This is a genomic window from Amycolatopsis sp. La24, assembly GCF_029087445.1.
In the GTDB taxonomy this organism is placed as follows: Bacteria; Actinomycetota; Actinomycetes; order Mycobacteriales; family Pseudonocardiaceae; genus Amycolatopsis; species Amycolatopsis nivea.
Genome location: NZ_JARACH010000029.1, coordinates 39,463 through 58,237, shown reverse-complemented (window position 1 = coordinate 58,237; position 18,775 = coordinate 39,463). Strand labels below are relative to the sequence as shown.

The 18,775-nt window shown below is 69.6% G+C and carries 17 protein-coding genes; 6 read left to right on the top strand and 11 right to left on the bottom strand.

Features of this window, described 5'->3' with window-relative positions:
• Window positions 1-58 precede the first annotated feature (58 nt).
• The gene (locus PUT80_RS25690; RefSeq protein WP_275293747.1) at window positions 59-1,468 is read left to right on the top strand and encodes a carboxylesterase family protein; all 1,410 of its coding nucleotides are present in this window, start codon (window positions 59-61) and stop codon (window positions 1,466-1,468) included.
• A gap of 28 nt (window positions 1,469-1,496) precedes the next feature.
• On the opposite strand, the gene PUT80_RS25685 is transcribed toward PUT80_RS25690, so the two are convergent.
• The 4 genes from PUT80_RS25685 to rnhA form a co-directional block, all read right to left on the bottom strand.
• Window positions 1,497-4,136, bottom strand: coding sequence for an exo-beta-D-glucosaminidase (locus tag PUT80_RS25685; RefSeq protein WP_275293774.1), 2,640 nt, complete (start codon window positions 4,134-4,136; stop codon window positions 1,497-1,499).
• Between the two features lie 160 nt (window positions 4,137-4,296).
• Window positions 4,297-4,680, bottom strand: coding sequence for a YchJ family protein (locus PUT80_RS25680; protein WP_275293773.1), 384 nt, complete (start codon window positions 4,678-4,680; stop codon window positions 4,297-4,299).
• Window positions 4,668-5,021, bottom strand: coding sequence for a DUF1801 domain-containing protein (locus tag PUT80_RS25675; protein WP_275293746.1), 354 nt, complete (start codon window positions 5,019-5,021; stop codon window positions 4,668-4,670). The genes PUT80_RS25680 and PUT80_RS25675 overlap by 13 nt, the downstream gene beginning before the upstream one ends.
• A gap of 310 nt (window positions 5,022-5,331) precedes the next feature.
• Window positions 5,332-5,811 carry a ribonuclease HI gene (gene rnhA, locus PUT80_RS25670; protein ID WP_037818141.1) on the bottom strand — a complete coding sequence of 160 codons (480 nt, stop codon included), beginning with the start codon at window positions 5,809-5,811 and terminating at the stop codon, window positions 5,332-5,334.
• A gap of 91 nt (window positions 5,812-5,902) precedes the next feature.
• On the opposite strand from rnhA, the gene PUT80_RS25665 reads away from it, so the two are divergent.
• Window positions 5,903-6,688, top strand: coding sequence for a DUF1684 domain-containing protein (locus PUT80_RS25665; RefSeq protein WP_275293745.1), 786 nt, complete (start codon window positions 5,903-5,905; stop codon window positions 6,686-6,688).
• Window position 6,689: 1 nt separating this feature from the next.
• On the opposite strand, the gene PUT80_RS25660 is transcribed toward PUT80_RS25665, so the two are convergent.
• The 3 genes from PUT80_RS25660 to PUT80_RS25650 form a co-directional block, all read right to left on the bottom strand.
• Window positions 6,690-7,349: a hypothetical protein gene (locus PUT80_RS25660; protein ID WP_275293744.1), complete on the bottom strand. Its 660-nt coding sequence runs from the start codon at window positions 7,347-7,349 to the stop codon at window positions 6,690-6,692.
• A 158-nt stretch (window positions 7,350-7,507) separates the two neighbouring features.
• Window positions 7,508-8,062, bottom strand: coding sequence for a hypothetical protein (locus tag PUT80_RS25655; RefSeq protein ID WP_275293743.1), 555 nt, complete (start codon window positions 8,060-8,062; stop codon window positions 7,508-7,510).
• Window positions 8,059-8,736 (bottom strand): MBL fold metallo-hydrolase, encoded by a 678-nt coding sequence (locus tag PUT80_RS25650; RefSeq protein WP_238608316.1) that lies wholly within the window; start codon window positions 8,734-8,736, stop codon window positions 8,059-8,061. The genes PUT80_RS25655 and PUT80_RS25650 overlap by 4 nt, the downstream gene beginning before the upstream one ends.
• 78 nt (window positions 8,737-8,814) lie before the next feature.
• On the opposite strand from PUT80_RS25650, the gene PUT80_RS25645 reads away from it, so the two are divergent.
• Window positions 8,815-9,645 (top strand): YwqG family protein, encoded by an 831-nt coding sequence (locus PUT80_RS25645; protein WP_275293742.1) that lies wholly within the window; start codon window positions 8,815-8,817, stop codon window positions 9,643-9,645.
• 390 nt (window positions 9,646-10,035) lie between these two features.
• Here PUT80_RS25645 and PUT80_RS25640 read toward each other — a convergent pair whose 3' ends face one another.
• Window positions 10,036-10,731 (bottom strand): RNase H family protein, encoded by a 696-nt coding sequence (locus PUT80_RS25640; protein ID WP_275293741.1) that lies wholly within the window; start codon window positions 10,729-10,731, stop codon window positions 10,036-10,038.
• A gap of 340 nt (window positions 10,732-11,071) precedes the next feature.
• On the opposite strand from PUT80_RS25640, the gene uvrA reads away from it, so the two are divergent.
• Complete coding sequence (gene uvrA, locus PUT80_RS25635; protein ID WP_037818144.1) at window positions 11,072-13,933, top strand: excinuclease ABC subunit UvrA; 2,862 nt, start codon at window positions 11,072-11,074, stop codon at window positions 13,931-13,933.
• Window positions 13,934-14,016: 83 nt separating this feature from the next.
• On the opposite strand, the gene PUT80_RS25630 is transcribed toward uvrA, so the two are convergent.
• Window positions 14,017-14,655: a fibronectin type III domain-containing protein gene (locus PUT80_RS25630; protein WP_275293740.1), complete on the bottom strand. Its 639-nt coding sequence runs from the start codon at window positions 14,653-14,655 to the stop codon at window positions 14,017-14,019.
• 168 nt (window positions 14,656-14,823) lie between these two features.
• Between PUT80_RS25630 and PUT80_RS25625 the strand changes: the two genes are divergently transcribed.
• Window positions 14,824-15,243, top strand: coding sequence for an SRPBCC family protein (locus PUT80_RS25625; protein WP_343076904.1), 420 nt, complete (start codon window positions 14,824-14,826; stop codon window positions 15,241-15,243).
• A gap of 63 nt (window positions 15,244-15,306) precedes the next feature.
• On the opposite strand, the gene PUT80_RS25620 is transcribed toward PUT80_RS25625, so the two are convergent.
• On the bottom strand, window positions 15,307-16,743 hold the full coding sequence (locus PUT80_RS25620; RefSeq protein ID WP_238605661.1) for an MFS transporter: 1,437 nt from the start codon (window positions 16,741-16,743) through the stop codon (window positions 15,307-15,309).
• A 116-nt stretch (window positions 16,744-16,859) separates the two neighbouring features.
• Between PUT80_RS25620 and PUT80_RS25615 the strand changes: the two genes are divergently transcribed.
• The gene (locus tag PUT80_RS25615) at window positions 16,860-17,261 is read left to right on the top strand and encodes a helix-turn-helix domain-containing protein (RefSeq protein ID WP_134729157.1); all 402 of its coding nucleotides are present in this window, start codon (window positions 16,860-16,862) and stop codon (window positions 17,259-17,261) included.
• A gap of 100 nt (window positions 17,262-17,361) precedes the next feature.
• On the opposite strand, the gene PUT80_RS25610 is transcribed toward PUT80_RS25615, so the two are convergent.
• A complete protein-coding gene (locus PUT80_RS25610; RefSeq protein ID WP_037818148.1) occupies window positions 17,362-18,708 on the bottom strand; it encodes a cation:dicarboxylase symporter family transporter in 1,347 nt (448 codons plus the stop codon).
• Between the last annotated feature and the right edge of the window lie 67 nt (window positions 18,709-18,775).

The following is an 18,775-nucleotide window of genomic DNA, read 5'->3' as shown; positions in this document are numbered from 1 at the left end:
GACAATCATCGCCTGCGGTCCCGGAGCACGCGCGGGGGCCAGCGTTAGGCTGCGGTTCGTGACGACGGTGGAGACGCGGGCCGGTGCCGTCCGCGGCGAGGTGCGGGACGGAGTCGGGTTTTTCCTGGGGGTGCCGTTCGCGGAGCCGCCGGTGGGGGAGCTGCGGTTCCGCCCGCCGGTGCCGGCGGTGTCCTGGACCGGGGTGCGCGACGCGACGGAATTCGCGGCCAAGGCCCCGCAGCCCGACGTGACCGGGAAACGCTTCGTCGGCGATGAGGACTGCCTGTACGTCAACGTCTACGCGCCTGAAGCACCCGGTTCGTACCCGGTGCTGGTGTGGATCCACGGCGGGGGCGGGGTGATGGGCGCGCCGCACCAGTTCGACGCGTCCGCGTACGCCCGCCGCGGCGTGGTCGTCGTGACTGTCGCGTACCGGCTCGGGGTGCTCGGCATGCTCCGGCTGCCTGGCGTTTCCGACGGGAATCTCTCGCTGCACGACCAAGTGCTGGCGCTGGAATGGGTCCGCGACAACGTGGCCGCGTTCGGCGGCGACCCGCGGCGCGTGACGCTCGCCGGGCAGTCCAACGGCGGCCGCACGGTGGGGACCTTGCTGGCGGTTCCGGCCGCGAAAGGGCTGTTCAGCCAGGCGATCGTGCAGAGCGGCACCGGCGTCGGTTCCGTCGTGCACACTCCGGCCGAGGCGGAAGCAGTCGGCGAGGCGGTGCTGGCCGAACTAGGCGATGGCGACCTGCGCACGCTGCCGGTCACGGAGATTTTGACCGCGCAGCAACGGGTCACGGCCCAGCTCGGCACGCTCGTGACGTACCGGGTGGTGGTCGACGGAGATCTCCTGCCGCAGCGGCCCGGCGAAGCGGTCGCGGACGGCGCGGCCCGGGAAGTCCGGATCCTCACCGGCACCACGGCCGACGAGCAGGATCTGTTCTCCTGGCTGCAAACCGGCGGCGCGAAACTGCTCGGCACCGGATCGACGATGCTCGAACCGGATGTCATCGCGCGGATGACCGAGGCGTACCGCGAACTGCTGCCGGACTGGCCGGAGGACCAGCTGGTGAACCGCGTCCGCACGGCGGGGGACTGGTGGCTGCCGGCGATCCGGCTGGCCGAAACCCAGCACGCGGCAGGCGGCACGGCGTGGATGTACCGGCTGGACTGGCGGATCGCGCCGCGCGGGAAGGGCCTCGGCGCGGCGCACGGGGTGGACCTGCCGTTCGTGTTCGACGACGTCCGCAACCCGAATTGGCGCTTCCTCTTCGCCATCGCCCGCCCCGATCCGGAACGGCTGCGGGCGATGGCGGAGGAGATGTTCGAGACGTGGGTCCGGTTCGTGGCGACCGGCGATCCGGGCTGGGCGGCTTACACGCCGGAGGACCGCGTGACCCGGTTGTTCGACGACGTGAGCACGACCGTGTCCGATCCGGATTCCGGACAGCGGCGGCTGTGGGGCTAGCGAGCCAGGCCCGCTAGCCCCACAGCGCTTACGCGTGGACGGTCTGCGTGCCGGTGTTCCAGCCCGCGACCCGCACCGACGGAGCCGAACCGTGCAGGTCGGCCGTGCGGTAGGTGGCGGTGAGCGTCACCGATTCGCCCGGCCACAGGCTGACCTGGTTGTCCGACCAGGACACCGGGAGCACCGGCGTGCCCGTGCTGTCCACCAGGTGCGTGTCCACCATGAACGCCGGGGTCTTGCCCGACGAGGTGTTGGTGAGCTTCACCGTGGTGACGGTGGTGCCGTCCGGACCCGGAGCGGAGGTCGCCGCGGTGGCCACCTTCGCCGCGCCCAGCTTCGACAGCCCGGACAGGTCCGCGTAGGACGACGTCGGCGTGTAGTACCAGTCCGACTTGCTCCAGTTGAGCTTGTCGTCCTTGGTGGACAGCCAGTACACGTTCCGGCTGACCTCCTTGCCCGCCGAATCGGTGAGCACCAGCTTCGCCAGGTAGGTCGAGGACAGCCCGCTGACCGAACCGATGTCGAGCGCCTTCGCGTGCGCGCCGCCGCCGTTGACCGAGAAGTTCTTCTTGGTCTTCGAGAACTTCTTGGTGCCGTCGGTGTTGAACAGCTCGACGCTGGCGGTCAGGCCGGACGCCTTCTTCGTGGTGGAGTTGACCACCTCAGCCGACTTGGTGTCGTACGAGTACTGGATGTGCAGCGGCTCGTTCGCCTTCTTGGCCCCGAAGTAGGAGCCGTTCTGGTCGAGGTAGGCGTCGAACAGCTGCCAGTGCAGCGACGTCCAGCCGCTGTTGAGCATCCAGTAGATGAGCCCGGTCGACGGGTCCTTCGAGTCGGTGAAGTTGCGGGAGTGCGATTCGAACTCCGCGCGGACGTTCTCGTACTGCGCCAGCTGCGCCTTGCGGACGAAGTCGTCCAGGCTCGTCGGCTTGCCGTAGCGGCCGGCCAGCGCGTCGCCGAAGATCTTCAGGTTGGCGAAGGTCTCCGACTCGGAGCGGTGGTACTGCGGCGCGGACGGGTTCTTCCAGAGCGTTTCCAGCTCGGCGGGCGTCATCATCCGCTTGAGCGTGTCCATCGTCGGGATGTCCGGCCCGGCGCTGGTCTCGGAGTTGAAGTTCCACGCGCCGCCCGCGTCCTTGTGCGCCTTGTCGTACCAGTAGTTCGGCGGGACGTAGTCGTACGGGCCGTTCATCTTCATCCCGGACGGGCCGAGCTTCGGCGACGCCTTGGCCGACGCCGCGGAGATCACCGCCGCGGGCCAGTCCGCCGCCGACAACGCGTCGAGGTAGCCCTTTTCGATCCGCGCGTCGGGCGCGAAGTCGCTGCCGATGTGGAAGGACAGCACGCTCGGGTGGTCGCGCAGCCGCTCGGCCTCCGCGGTCATCGACGCCTTGGCGATCGGGTAGTCCGCCTCGGTCCACGGCTCGCCCTTCTCGTCGCCGTTGACCTGGCCTTCCCACTTGTCGCAGCATTCCCAGCCGGGCATGGTCAGCACGCCCATCCGGTCCGCGAGGTCGAAGAACGCGTCGGGTTCGATGTGGCCCTCGAGCCGCACCGTGTTGAGGCCGAGGTTCTTGACGTAGGCGAGCTTGTCCGCTGCCCGGCCCGCGTCCCAGCGCAGCAGCAGGTCGGGGGACCAGCCGCCGCCCTTGATCATCAGCGGCTTGCCGTTGACGACGTACTGCCGTCCGCCGCTGGAGCTCAGCGGAGCCTTGACGTCGCGGATGCCGAAGCTGGAGTGGCTCGCGTCGGACGTCGTCCCGCTGACGCTCGCGGTGAGGTCCAGCTGCTGCATCGGCTGGCCGCCCATGCCTGCGGGCCACCACACCTGCGGCTTGTCGACGCCGATCACCGGGAAGGTGACGGTCTTCTTTTCGTGCGCGGCAAGGGAAACGTCCTGGCTCACCGGCTTGCCCGCGACGGTGCCGGACACCGTGGTGCGGACCGGCGCGTCGGAGTCGTTGCGGACGTCGGCCTTCGCGGTGAGGTCGGCGTGGTCGAGCGCGGGCACGTTCAGCTTCGTGACGACGTGCACGCCGCGGAGCGCGACCGGCCCGCTGTGCCGGACGACGACCTCGCGCGCGAGCCCCATGTTCTGGTCCGGCGGGGTCTGCGCCCAGTCGATCCAGCCCATCGACAGGTCGTTGTTCGGGTCGTTCGGGTAGACCTTGAACGCGACGCTGTTGACGCCCTCGTGCACCTGCTTGGTCACGTCGAGGTCGTGCCGGGTGTAGGGGCCGTTGACCTCGTCCTTGGTCGCGACGCGGGCGCCGTTGACCCAGACGTCGGCCTTGGACAGCACGCCGCTCACGTCGAGGTAGGTGCGCTGGGACGGGTCGGCGACCTTGATGTCGGCGCGGTACCACCACGGCACCTTGAAGTCCGCGGCCGGCACGTTCTTCATGTTCGTGGAGTAGAACGGGTCGGAGTAGCGGCCGTTGGCGAGCAGCCCGGCGTACACCGTCGACTGCGAGCCGACCGGGTACCAGCCCTTGGCGTCGAAACCGGGCTTCGACACCGAGGCGTCGTCGGGCACCTTGGCCGAGGACTGGATCAGATAGCCGGGGATCGCGGCCTGCCCGGGTTCCGGCCCGGCCGAAGCGGCCCCGGCGACTCCGGGGATCAGCGCTGCGGTCAGGGCGGCGACTGCTAACAGCCGTCCGGGCATTCTTGGCCGGCGTGGGGTCACGAGCGGTCCTCCTCGGGCTCCTGGCGGCGGCGATTGTTAGTAAAGTTCCTTAACGATTGCCGGTGATAGTAGCCGTCCGGAGGAGCCGGGAACAGACCTCGACGGGGTCTTTTCGCCCGATTTTCGCCCGCGGTTCCGCCTAGAGCGCGTCGACGTAGTACCAGCGCCCGCCCTCGCGGACGAACCGGCTGTTCTCGTGCTGCGAGTCGTCGCGGCCCTGGTAGCGGTAGTGCGCGCGGAACTCGACGGTGCCCTCGTTCTGCAGCAGCGATCCGCCGGTCCGGCCGAGGATCTCCAGCCGGGTCCACTCCTGTGCGGGATCGAGCCGCAGCCGCTTCGGGCGGGTGTCCGGATGCCAGGTGTCGAGCAGGTACTCGGGCTCCCCGACGGCGAACGCGCAGTACCGGGAGCGCATCAGCAACTCGGCCGTCGGAGCGTTCTGGTCGCCGCGGTGGAACCGGCCGCAGCAGTCGGCGTAGGGCTCGGGCAGCCCGCAGGGGCAGGGGTTCGTCACGCTGCTGATTCTGTCTCCAGTGCGAGAGCCTGCTGCACCCAGGCGGTGATCTGCTCGACGTCGACGTCCTCGGCGCTGCGCAGCTTCACGTGGGCCATCTCGCGAGCGCTCGGTTCGAGGCCGCCGCCCTTGATCAGTTGGCCGCGCCAGAAAGCGAGCGTGACGTATGAGCTGTACGCCTTCGCGAGGCAGACCGGGTTCTTGCCTGCTTTCCAGGTAGGCGCGCCGTGGTAGAGCGCGGCCGGTTCGGGCATCGCGTTGTCGAGCGCGGGCAGGAGAGCGGCGTAGACCTCGCGGAGCACTTCAGGCTGCGCGGCGACGTACTCGGCGACGGTCGTGAACTTCGGCATGGCTGGTCCTCTCGGCTTTCTGGTGCTGCCGAGCCTGCCTGCCGATGGTTATTACTGTCAAGACTAATTTTTTTGTCGGTGGACGGCATTGCTCAGACGACCACGATCGCGATCGGCGGCGCATCCGGCACTGGGCGGGCCGCGACGACCAGATCGTGCGTCGACGTGAGCCCTGCCAACCGGTGCGCACCTTCACGGGTCAGAACACTGGCGACGATGTCCGCCGGAGGACGGGATCCCGCATGCGCAGCCGCCGTGTCATGAACTCGCCGAACCGGTACGGCCAAGCTCGCGAGTTGATCTGCACGGCTCAGCCGCGAGCCCGGCGCACCCCGGCCGCGGCGGCTTCCTGCGATCCCTTGACCGCGAGCTTGTCCGCGCGCTCGTTCTCCGGAAGTCCGGCGTGGCCCTTGACCCACAGCCACTCGACCTCGTGCTGCTGGCAGGCGGTGTCGAGGCGCTGCCAGAGGTCGGCGTTCTTGACCGGCTGCTTCGCCTGCGTCTGCCAGCCGTTTTTCTTCCAGCGCGGCATCCACTGGAGGATGCCGTTGCGGACGTACGTGCTGTCGGTGTAGATCCGCACCACCGACGCGCGGGTGAGGCTTTCCAGCGCACGGATCGGGGCCATCAGCTCCATGCGGTTGTTGGTGGTGACGGTGTCCTCGGCGCCGTACAGCTCGCGCTCGTGCTTGCCGTAGCGCAGCAGCGCGCCCCAGCCGCCCGGTCCGGGATTGCCGCTGCACGCGCCGTCGGTGTAGATCTCCACGGCCTGTTCCGTCTGCTCCGCCACGCGGCGACCCTACCGTTCCCACGTGCTGGGAGCCGGAATGCCATGCCGGGTCCGGTGTTGTCCCCTGGACACTCACGGAAGGGATCCGGACATGGCGGTGGAGTTCGCGCAGGCGTGGCAGGACTGGAAAGCGGAACGGGAAAAGACACTGGCCGATCCGTACGGCTGGCTGGCCCTGGTGTCGCTCGACTGGCTCGAGGATGCGCCCCGGACCTACCCCGGCCTGCCCGGCCGATGGTGGCAGGACGCCGAAGCCGCGTACGTCGATCCGGCCGGCGGGGAGTTGCGGCATGAAGGCACCCTGCTGACGGATGTCCACCGCTTCGAGCTAGTGAACAGCGGCGCGGGCACCCGGGTGACGGCGGGCTCGGTGGAAATCGAGATCGCCCGCCGGTCGGGGTATTTGATCCGCGTGCACGACCCGAAAGCCCCTGTACTGCAAGCCTTCCACGGGGTCCCCGCGTATGAACCCAATCCGGCTTGGGTTCTGACTGGCCGTTTCGAGCCCTTCGACGAGCCGCGCCCGACGACTGTGGGTGCGGTTGTGGAGGGACTGTCGCATGTCTACACGGCACCTGGGCGGGTTGTCTTCGAGCGGGATGGGGTTGAGTACACGCTTACTGCGTTCAATGGGAAGACTGGCGGGTACAGCATTCTTTTCACTGATGCGACTAGTGGGGTGACTACTTATGCTGCCAACCGTTCGCTGCCGGTCGCCGAGGCTGCTGCGGACGGGACGGTGACTTTGGATTTCAACCGGGCGGTGAATCTGCCGTGTGCGTTCACGGATTTCGCTACGTGCCCGTTGCCGCCTGAGGGGAATCATCTGCCGTTTGCGGTGGAGGCGGGGGAGAAGCTGCCTTACGAGCGGCAGTAGGCTATTTGATCGGCTCGGCGCTGTCCCCGGCCAGGACCAGCTGCGGCACCTGAGCAAGTGTCCAGCCGGACCCGGCCGGGGTCAGCACCCAGACCATGTCGAACCGTTCGTCCGGCCACTTCTGCGGCGCAGCAACCCCGAAGGCAGCCGCGAGGGCAGGAATCTCCTCGTGCTGCCAGCTGATCAAGGTCGGCTCCGTCCGCCGGGCGACCTCCGCGGCGAGTGCGCTCTCGCTGCCCTTGGCATAAGTGGTGAGGACGGTTTTGCCCAGCCGCTCCGCCACCGGCCCGGCCGTCTCCCTGGGCCGCGTGCCCTCGCCGCCGTTGCCGCCTGCCGCGTAGACAGCGGTCGGGCGAGCGAGGCCTTCCCTCAGTGAACCTGTCGCTGGCGCGAACAACTCGACGAGCGCACCGGCCCGGGTCCAGCCGCGAACAGTCAGGGAATGGGAATCGGGACTGCCGTTCACGTCAATCCCTTGCGGGCCGGTCGAACCGGACGGCTTCTCGGCGTGCCGGATGATCATCACCCGCGCCCCGCCGGGCTGAGCAGGCGGCATGGCGGCGGCTTTGGCTTGCTTCGACGCGCAGCCGGTGATGAGCAGTGCTGCGCTGCCCGCTGCGCCGCCGAGCAAGGTCCGCCGTGACCACAGTTGCGCTGTCATGCCGCTCCCCGAATGCTGTGAAGTTGACCTTCGCCTGAGTACTCGGGGGAGGTGGCTTGGGCAACGCGCGCCACGCGCGGGTGCGGCCGAATTCCGTTGGCGGGCTTGGGATTTCCGGATCGTCCTGGCCGACAGGGGACAAAACGAGCGCCTCCCGGTCACCCCCGGAGTTCGCGGTCCGCTGGCGGAAGCCAGTCGCGATCGGGCAACGGGAGGCGTCCGCTGCGCACGTCCGGGTCGGCCCGGGCGTGCACGGAGATCTCGTCCCGCTTGGCTCCGATGGCGTGATAGAGCCCGATGAAGTCGTCGTGGCTCATGGTTTTGCCCCGGGCGACCCAGCTGAGCTTCCAGACGGTCTCGTGCCAGCGGCGTCCGGCGTCGACTGCGGCCGGTGAACCGAGAAGCAGCACGGTTTCCCATTTGGTCGCGCGCTCGTTCTCGGCGTCGGCGAGGGCGGCCAAACCCTCCTCGAGGTCCACGGGCAGCGCGCCCGCCGGGCAGCCGCGGGTCGCGGCGATCCGATAGGACAATTGCGCGCACGATTTCAGCGCGGTGGCGTACTCGGCGTAGGCGCTGAGCCGCTTGTCATCCCATCGCGTCGAGTACTGGCGGCGCCACTTGCTGCGCTCGACCAGCGTCGTCGCGGTGAACGAGGCCGCGGCGCCCAGGAGCACCGCGGCCAACGTCAGGAGCTGCTGAACAGCGGGGTTCACCAGCCGCGTTCGCGCCACTCCGCCAGGTGCGGACGCTGCTCACCCAACGTCGAGTCATCGCCGTGCCCCGGATAGAACCACGTGTCGTCCGGCAGTTCGCCGAAGATCCGCGTTTCCACGTCGTCCAGCAGCGACTTGAAGTCCTCCGGCGAGCCGGTCTTCCCGACCCCGCCCGGGAACAGCGAATCCCCGGTGAACAAGTGCGCGTGGCCGGACGGATCCCGGTACAGCAGCGCGATCGACCCCGGCGTGTGGCCGCGCAGGTGGATCACCTCCAGCGTCACCGTGCCGACCTTCAGGGTGTCTCCGTGTTCGACCAGGAAGTCCGGGGGGACCGGCAGCGGTTCCGCGTCCAGCGGGTGCGCCGCGGTGTTCGCGCCGTTCGCGCCGGCTACCGCGCCCAGCGCCTGCCAGTGGTCGGGGTGCTGGTGGGTCGTGACGACGGTGCGCAGCGCGGGACGGTCGGGGCCGTGGCCGATCAGGTCCGAGATGCGTTCCGGGTCGTTGGCCGCGTCGATCAGCAGCGCTTCGTTCTCCTCGCGGCACACGAGCAGGTACGCGTTGTTGTCCATCGGGCCAACGGAGAGCTTGGTGATGGTGAGCCCGTCCAGCGTCCGGCGCGCGGCGTCGCCGCCCGGTTCGACGTGTCCGGTGTACGTGTCGGCGATGTTCACGAGGTCCCACCGTAGCCGGATCACCCATGCGGTGGCCACGCGGCCGTTTTTGTCGGTGCCTGCTGTCAAGATCTCCCTATGACCTCTTGGATCGACCCGCTCGCCAAGCTGGCGCGCGAGAACCTTCCGCCGGACGTGGCCGAGGCCTGGGAAACCGTCTTCCGGCCCGCGGTGCGGCTGAGCACCGGCGGGAACGGGGCGCGCGTCGGGTGTCTCGGCGGGAACCCCGCGCTGCCCGCGGACGTGGAGTGGCCCGTCTGGCGGGGCGAGCTGCCGATGAACTTCGTCGCCTCCGTGGACTGCGCTGCGCTGCCTCGGGTGCCTGGCGGGATCGAGTTGCCCGCGTCGGGTTCGTTGCTGTTCTTCTACTGCGACGACTGGTTCGAGGCCGAGGGGCCGGTCGATCTGACTTCTCTCGGCGGGGTAGTAGCCGTCCCGGCCGGTGCCGAGACCGCGGAACGGGCCGCGCCGGAGGGGGTCGAGGTTTACCCGCGGCTCGAGGTGTCCGGGGAAATCGTCGGCACCTTCCCGAACTCCCAGCAGGAGGTGCTGCGCCGCACACTCGCCCGCGACGGGCTGCCGCTCTCCGACCCGGACAACTGGTCCGAGGAGTTCTTCGACCTGCTCCGCGAGTCCTCAGCCGCGCCGTACCACCAGATCGGCGGCTGCTCCTGGCCGGTCCAGGGGCCGCCGGAGGACGAGGTCGCCGCGGCGGTCTTGCCGGACGACGCGTCGGAGTCCGCCCTCGCCGACGAGGCGCTGCGCTGGGTCGTGCTCGCCCAGATCGACAGCGACGGCGACGCGGGCCTCACGTGGGGCGACGTCGGCGTTCTGTACTGGCTGATCCGCGAGGACGACCTCGCCGAAGGCCGGTTCGACCGGGTGCGGTGCGTTATGCAGAGCGGGTGAGCCCTTACCTGCGTCGGTGTCGGGGCGGGCATTGCGGGGGTTGGCGTGGTGCGGGATCGCTGGGGCTGAGGCATTCCGCATGGTGTCGTGGCGGGCCGGTTCGACCGGGTCCGGGCGTCGTGCAGGGCGGGTGAGCTCTCACCTGTGTCGGCGATCGTGCGGTGCTGTTGGGGTGGTTCGGGATTGCTGAGCCGAGGTATTGCGGACGTCGCCGAAGGCCGGTGTGACCGGGTCCGGCGTCGTGCAGAGTGGTCATCTGCGTAGGTGCTGTGTCGGCCGTTGTGCAGCGGTGTGGCGTGGTTCGGGATCGCCGGGGGCCGGGGCATTGCGGACGACCTCGCCGAAGGCCGGTGCGACCGCGTCCGGGCGTCATGCAAACCGGCTAAGCCCTCACCGACGCCGATTGCGTTGCAGCCATTCCGCCGTGCAGCAGTGCTCGCACGGGGCGAGTTCCCCGGGGATCACCGAAGCCCAGGCGATCCGCACGATCTCGTGGGTGTCGCGGCCCATCCGCTCCTGCCGCTGCTGGCCCCTGCGCAGCCAGTAGCAGTCGGCGTCGTTGTGGTAGGCGTGGCCGCCCGCCGTGTGGTAGCCGGTCGGCAGCACTCCCGCGTCGAGCTGGCGGCAGTCGGCGCAGTAGGCCTTCGTCATGCCGTGCCGGCACTCGTCGTCCTCCGGCAGTGCGGGCGGGCGTCCGCTGGGGCGGGCCGCCGTCGCGAGGTCGGACAGTTCGGCCAGCTGGGTGCGGGCGACCGGGTCCTCGGCAGCCCGCCAGGTGATCTTGTGCTGGGCAGCGCAGGTGCGGAGGCGGGGGAGGAGGTCATCCGAATCATGACCGTCCAGTGCGGTGCGGAGATACTCGCTGTCGCTGTACAGGTGCACGCGGACCGGCCTTTTCAGGCTTTCGAGTGCTTCCACGGCAGCCGTCAGCGCCATCCGGCCCGCGGTCGTGTCCGCCGCCCCGCCGGTGAGGGTTTTCCGATGGTCGCCGTAGGCCAGCATCGCGGACCAGCCGCCCGGTCCCGAGGTGTCGCCGCCCTTCCCCGCCGCGTAGATCCGCACCGCTCCGGCTTCTTCGCTCGCCACACCCCGAACGTATCGGCAGGGGGCGACACTTTTCGCGAAACCCGCCCGAAGGCCCTGCCCCGCGCCGGTTCCCGGGGCCCGTGCACCCGGGCCGGACGCACTTCGCCGACCTGTATCGTGGAACCGGGCCAGCCCGCGCATCCGCTCTGCCGCGCGGGGCCTCCGACAGCGTCCGGCGACCCCGCCGCGGGCCGCTTCCCCCGGCCCCCGGAGAGCGGAAAACCCCAGGCAGAACACGTGCGGTCCGGTTTTTGTCGGTGGTCGTCCCTACCCTGGGCACGTCCGTCGGCACCGGATCTCCCGGCGGGCCACCGAGCAGAACGATGGAAGGGACGAAGGCGTGGCTGATCGCCTCGTTGTTCGCGGAGCGCGCGAGCACAACCTCCGCGGCGTGGATCTCGATCTGCCCCGCGACAGCATGATCGTGTTCACCGGCCTGTCCGGGTCGGGCAAGTCGAGCCTGGCCTTCGACACGATCTTCGCCGAGGGGCAGCGGCGGTACGTGGAGTCGCTGTCGGCGTACGCGCGGCAGTTCCTCGGCCAGATGGACAAGCCGGACGTCGACTTCATCGAGGGCCTCTCGCCCGCGGTGTCGATCGACCAGAAGTCGACCTCGCGCAACCCGCGGTCGACCGTCGGCACCATCACCGAGGTCTACGACTACCTGCGGCTGCTCTACGCCCGCGCCGGCAAGGCGCACTGCCCCAAGTGCGGCGAGGCGATCAGCAAGCAGACGCCGCAGCAGATCGTCGACCAGGTGCTGGAGATGACCGAGGGCACCCGGTTCCAGGTGCTCGCGCCGGTCGTGCGCGGGCGCAAGGGCGAGTACCTCGACCTGTTCCAGAACCTGCAGCAGCAGGGCTACGCGCGCGTGGTGGTCGACGGCACGGTGCACCCGCTCACCGACCCGCCGAAGCTGAAGAAGCAGGAAAAGCACCAGATCGGCGTGGTGATCGACCGGCTCGCGGTCAAGACCAGCGCGCGGCAGCGGCTCACCGACTCGGTGGAAACGGCGCTGCGGCTGGCCGACGGCCTGGTCGAGCTGGAATTCGTCGACCTCGACGAGAACGACCCGCACCGCGTGCGCGGCTTCTCCGAGAACCTGGCCTGCCCCAACGGCCACCCGCTGGCGATCGAGGACCTCGAACCCCGGTCGTTCTCGTTCAACTCGCCCTACGGCGCGTGCCCCGAGTGCACCGGCATCGGCATCCGCAAGGAGGTCGACCCGGAACTGGTGGTGCCGGACGACGAACTGTCGCTCGCCGAAGGAGCCATCGCGCCGTGGGCGGGCGGGCAGAGCGCCGACTACTTCCTGCGGCTGCTGGAATCGCTGTCGGAAGCGGTCGGGTTCCGCATGGACACGCCGTGGCGGCGGCTGCCCGCCCGGGTGCAGAAGGCAGTGCTGCACGGCGTCGACGAGCAGGTGCACGTCCGCTACCGCAACCGGTACGGCAGGCAGCGCTCGTACTACGCGGCCTTCGAGGGCGTCATCCCGTTCCTGGAGCGGCGCCTCGAGCAGACCGACTCGGAGTACATGCGCGAGCGGTACGAGGGCTACATGCGCGAGGTGCCGTGCCCGGCGTGTCAGGGCACGCGGCTCAAGCCGGAGATCCTCGCGGTCACGCTGGAGCACGCGACGCAGGGCGACCGGTCGATCGCCGAGGTCTGCGCGCTGTCCATCGCGGAGGCGTCGGAATTCCTCGACGAACTGGTGCTCGGCCCGCGCGAGGCGATGATCGCGGGCGCGGTGCTCAAGGAAATCCAGGCGCGGCTGCGCTTCCTGCTCGACGTCGGCCTCACCTACCTGTCGCTCGACCGCGCGTCCGGCACGCTGTCCGGCGGCGAGGCGCAGCGCATCCGGCTGGCCACGCAAATCGGCTCCGGGCTGGTGGGCGTGCTGTACGTGCTGGACGAGCCGTCGATCGGCCTGCACCAGCGCGACAACCACCGGCTCATCGAGACGCTGACCCGGCTGCGCAACCTCGGCAACACGCTGATCGTGGTCGAACACGACGAGGACACCATCCGGGCCAGCGACTGGGTGGTCGACATCGGCCCGGGCGCGGGCGAGCACGGCGGGCACATCGTGCACAGCGGCCCGTACAAGAAGATCCTGAAGAACAAGGAATCGATCACCGGCGCGTACCTGTCCGGGCGGCGGCAGATCGAGATCCCGGCGATCCGGCGGCCGGTCGACAAGAAGCGGCAGCTCACCGTGGTGGGCGCGCGCGAGCACAACCTGCGCGGCATCGACGTGTCGTTCCCGCTCGGCTGCCTCGTGTCGATCACCGGCGTGTCCGGGTCGGGCAAGTCGACGCTGGTCAACGACATCCTCGCGCAGGTGCTGGCGAACAAGCTCAACGGCGCGCGCCAGGTCCCCGGCAGGCACACCCGGGTCAACGGGCTCGCCAACGTCGACAAGCTGGTGCGCGTCGACCAGTCCCCGATCGGCCGCACGCCGCGTTCCAACGCGGCCACCTACACCGGCGTGTGGGACCACGTGCGCAAGCTGTTCGCGGCCACCACCGAGGCGAAGGTCCGCGGGTACCAGCAGGGCCGGTTCTCGTTCAACGTCAAGGGCGGCCGCTGCGAGGCGTGCGCGGGCGACGGCACGATCAAGATCGAGATGAACTTCCTGCCGGACGTCTACGTCCCGTGCGAGGTGTGCAAGGGCGCCCGGTACAACCGGGAAACGCTCGAGGTGCACTACAAGGGCAAGACGGTGTCCGACGTGCTGGACATGCCGATCGAGGAGGCGGCCGAGTTCTTCGAGCCGATCAAGGCGATCCACCGGCACCTGCAGACCCTGGTCGACGTCGGGCTCGGCTACGTCCGCCTGGGCCAGCCGGCGCCGACCCTGTCCGGCGGCGAGGCGCAGCGCGTCAAGCTGGCGAGCGAACTGCAGAAGCGCTCCACCGGCAAGACCGTCTACATCCTCGACGAGCCGACCACCGGCCTGCACTTCGAGGACATCAGCAAGCTGATCGGCGTGATCAACGGGCTGGTGGACAAGGGCAACACGGTGATCGTGATCGAGCACAACCTCGACGTGATCAAGACGTCCGACTGGATCGTGGACATGGGCCCGGAGGGCGGCTCCGGCGGCGGCACGGTGATCGCCGAGGGCACGCCCGAGCAGGTCGCGGCCACCGAGGGCAGCTACACCGGCGAGTTCCTCGCGCAGGTGCTGAACCCGGCCTGATCCGCATCCAGCCGCTCTGATCCGAGCCGCGAAGAGCCGTCCGGTCCCAGGGCCGGGCGGCTCTTCGCTGTCTGGCGGACGGGTCAGTCCTTTCCGGTCGTGCGCTCGACGACGGGGGAGAGCGGGCCGTAGGACAGAGCCCGGAGGCGGAAGGCCGAGCCTTGTTCGCCGGGCAGGAGCGACAGCGCGCATTGGGTCGCGTTGGGATCGGTCACCTCGACCGGGACGAAGTCAGGCGTGCCCGGGCGGCGGATCTCCAGCAGGAAACCGGCCTCGTCGGTCGAGCGGTCGGTCCAGGTGAAGTGCAGGTTCTGGTCCGCGGCCGGGGTCGCGGTGAGGTCGGCCGGGGCGGACTGCTGGGCGGCGGTGCCGGGCGGGGCAGCGTTGCCCGCCGTGACGGTCGCCGACACCGGACCGGCGAAGGACCGGATTCGGTAGTAGAACGGCGTTTCCGGGATCAGGTTCGGATGGGTATACGAGGTCTGGCCGGGCGGGAGGTACTGCAGCGCGGTCCACGGTCCGTCGGCCGCGTTGGCGTATTCGAGGAGGTAGCCCGCCGCGGCCGGGTCGGCAGGCCAGTGCAGCACGACGTTCGTGGGCGAGGTGAGAGTCGCAGTGAAGGCGGGGGCGGCTGGCGGCGGCGAAGGGCTGCTACAGCCGACTAGCGTCGCGGTCAGCAGCGTGGCCAGGGCGGCCAGGGCGGTTCGAGCGGCGGTCGGCACGGCAAGCCTCCTCGATGGTTCAGGCGGCGGCGTACCCAAGGGATGGCCAGCCTAGGAAACGGCGGTCAAGATCGACAAGCACGCGTTCCGCTGATCGGGAGAGAGGGGCGGGCTGTGGTCCTCGAAAAGAAGAGGGACGCCGAGTACACGTTCCGGAGCGACTGGTGGCTGCCGACTCTCCCCGGGCGGGTGTTCGACGCGATCGTCGACCTCGAGTCGTATCCGCGGTGGTGGCCGGACGTCCAGTCGGTGCGCCAGGTCGACGACGACACCGCCCAGGTCGTCTGCCGGTCCCGGCTGCCGTACCGGATCGTCGTCGCGATGCACCGGGAGCAGCAGGACGCGGCGGGGCTGCGGGTGCGCGTCCGGTTGAGCGGGGACCTCGACGGGCTGCTCGCCGGGGCGATCCACGCCGACGGCGGGGGTTCCCGGCTGGAGATCACGCAGCACGTTCAGGTGCGGAAACCGTTGCTGCGCAGGCTGGACGTCATCGCCCGGCCGTTCTTCCGCGCCAACCACGCGTGGATGATGCGGCGCGGGCACCACGGGCTGGCCGGTTACCTCGCGGCGACAGGGCGCGCGACCTAGTGCCGCGGTCTCGTGCGTGGCGATGCCGGTTCTAACCGGCATCGCCACGCACGACGCGCCGGGTCAGGATGCGACCGGTTCGGGAGCGGCGGCCGGAGCCTCGACCGCTCGGCGGCCCAGGAGCACCGCGGCGAGGATCGCGGCGAGAGCGGTCAACCCGGCGCTGAAGCCGAAAGCCACCCGGAATCCCGACGCCAGCGCCTCCTTCTCCGAAGCGCCTCCGCTGAGCACCTCGGCCGTGCGGGTCGCGGCGGCGGTGGCCAGCACGGCGGTTCCCAGTGCGCCGCCGACCTGCTGGGTCGTGGTGATCAACCCCGAAGTCACGCCGGAGTCGTCGGGGGTCGCGGCGGACATCGCCAAGCCCATCAGCGCCGGGATCGCCATTCCCGCTCCGGCGCCCATCAGGATCAGCGACGGCAGCACGTGCGAGGCGTAGCCGCCAGCCGTCTGGACCTGGGTCAGGTAAAGGAACGCGACCGACGTCGTCAGCAGACCGGCGACCAGGACCGCGCGCGGGGAGAAGCGGCTGTTCAGCCAGTCGGCCAGGCCGAGCGAGAACGCGGCGATCATGACCGGCGTCGGGACGAAGGCGAAACCCGTGGTGAGCGCGTCGAAACCGAGCACCTGCTGCAGGTACAGCGCGGTGACGAACTGGAATCCCAGGAATCCGGCGACCATCACGACCATGGTCAGGTTGGCCCCGCTGATCGCGCGCACCCGGAGCAACCGCAATGGCAGCAACGGGGTGCGCGTCCGGGCCTGGCGCAGCAGGAACAGCAGGAGCAGGGCGACCGCAGCCGCGAGAGTCAGGATGGTCAGGAACGTCCACCCGGCGTCGCCTGCCTGCACGATGCCCAGCACCAGCAGCATGACCCCGGCGGTGACCAGCAGCGCGCCCAGGACGTCGATGCCGGTGCGCAGGCCGAGACCGCGGTCGGAGGCGACGACCAGCGGAGTCAGGACGAGCGCGGCGATACCGATGGGCAGGTTGATGTAGAAGGTCCAGTGCCAGTCGAGGCCCTGCGTGAGCGCGCCGCCCGCGACCATGCCGATCGACGCGCCCGCGGCTTGGGTGAAGCTGTAAACGCCGAGCGCGCGGACGCGGGCGCGCGGCTCGGGATAGAGCGTCACGATCATTCCCAGCACAACCGCGGACGCCAGCGCGCCGCCGACGCCCTGGACAAATCGCGCGACCACCAGCGTGGTCGCGTTCGGCGAAAGGCCGGCCGCCAGCGAAGCGGCGGTGAAGACGACGATGCCGGCGAGGAACACCCGCCGCCGGCCGACCAGGTCGCCGAGGCGGCCGGACAGCAGGAGCAGGCCGCCGAACGCGACGAGGTAGGCGTTGACCACCCAGGCCAGCCCGGGCGCGCTGAAGCCCAGGTCGGTCTGGATCACCGGCAGGGCCACCGCGACGATCGAGCTGTCGAGCACCACCATCAGCGAGGCGGCGGACAGCACGGCGAGCGCCGCGCCGCGATGCCGAGCGGTTTCGGGCATGACAAAGTCCTCCATAACCGGCACAGGGGAGAGTTTCCGCTGGTCGTAGCCAGGGCATCTCTTGTTACAGTGCCCATCATGTGTGACCATGGAGCACTGCGGAAGGAGGCACTTTCATGTCCCAGGGGAACATCGCTGTGACCGACGAGGCCACGGACTTCGACCCGGCGAAATTCGCGGTGTGCACGGTGATGGAGGTCGTGAACCGGATCAGCGGGAAATGGGTGATCGGCATCCTGCTGGAGGCGACGCGCGGTCCGGTGCGGTTCACCGAACTCGAACGCTCGGTGCCGGGGATCAGCCGCCGCATGCTCACGCTCACCCTGCGGAACCTGGAACGCGACGGCCTGCTGACCCGCACGGTCTACCCGACGGTCCCGCCGCGCGTCGAATACGAGGCGACCGAGATGGCGCGCGAGCTGTACGACTCACTGGCCGGTTTGGTCGACTGGGCGGAACGGCACCGCGAGGCGATCGCGGTTTCGCGGCAGGGGTACGACGGCCGCACTGCTTGCTGAATTGGAAAGGCGCCGCGGCCGTGCGCACGGGGGACGTGCACGGTCGCGGCGCCGTAACAGTCCGCGCCCGGGGGGAAGGGACCCGGGCGTGGACTGGGTCTCAGGCGTTCGCCGGGACGGGCTGAGCGGGCTCGGCCGGTTTGTCGTCGAGCAGGGTCGCTTCGTCGAACGGGGCCTGTCCGGCGAAGACCTGCCGCGACCGGTCGCGGTCGAATTCCTTCATCCACGATCCGATGAGGACGGTCGCGACCGCGTTGCCCGCGAAGTTCGTCAGCGCCCGCGCCTCGGACATGAACCGGTCGATGCCGAGGATGAAGCCGACGCCGTCGACGAGTTCCGGGCGGTGCGACTGCAGGCCGCTGGCCAGGGTCGCGATGCCGGCGCCGCTCACGCCCGCCGCGCCCTTCGACGCGATGATCATGAACAGCAGCAACGTGATCTGCTCGCCGAGCGCGAGCGGCTGGTCCTGCGCGGTGGCGATGAACAGCGTCGCCATCGTCAGGTAGATCGCGGTGCCGTCGAGGTTGAACGAGTACCCGGTGGGCACCGTGATGCCGACGACCGGCTTGCTGACGCCGAGGTGCTCCATCTTCGCGATCAGCCGCGGCAGCGCGGATTCCGAAGAGGACGTCGACAGGATCAGCAGGAATTCGCGGCCGAGATACCGCAGCAGGCTGAAGATGTTGACCCGCGCGCCGAGCCACAGCACCGCGCCGAGGACGCCGAACACGAACACCAGGCACGTCAGGTAGAAGCCGAGCATGATCACCAGCAGGCTGCGCAGCGCGCCCCAGCCGGTCGCGCCGACCACCGCGGCGATCGCGCCGAACGCGCCCACCGGGGCGGCCCACATGATCATCGCGAGGACGCGGAACACGAGCCGCTGGATGTGCTCGATGCCGCGCAGGATCGGCTCGCCGCGCTTGCCGAGCTTCTGCAGCGCGAACCCGGCGAGCAGCGCCACGAGCAGCGTCTGCAGCACCTGGCCCTCGGTGAACGCGGACACGAAGGTCTTCGGGATGATGCCGAGCAGGAAGTCGGTGGTGCCCTCGCCGCCCTTCGCCTGCTGGTGCACCTTCGACACGTCGGCCGGGTTGAGGTGCAGGCCGCTGCCCGGGTGCAGCAGGTTGCCGACGACGAGCCCGATCGCGAGCGCGAACGTCGACATCACGATGAAGTAGACCAGCGCGGTGACGCCGACCTTGCCGACCTTCGCCGCCTTCGCGACCGAGCCGATGCCCAGCACGATGGTGCAGAAGATGATCGGCGAGATCATCATCTTGATCAGGTTGACGAAGCCGGTGCCCAGCGGGGCGAGGCTCTTGCCGACGGACGGCCAGAGCAGCCCGACCGCTACGCCGAGCACGACGGCGGCGATCACGGCGAGGTACAGGTAACGCGTGCGGTCGCGCTTGGGCGCGCTCGCTTCGGGGGTCGGTGTCGGCACCGTTGCCTCCAGCTCGGTGGGGGGAACGCGGGTCACTATGCGGGGCGGATATGACCGGCGTCACCGT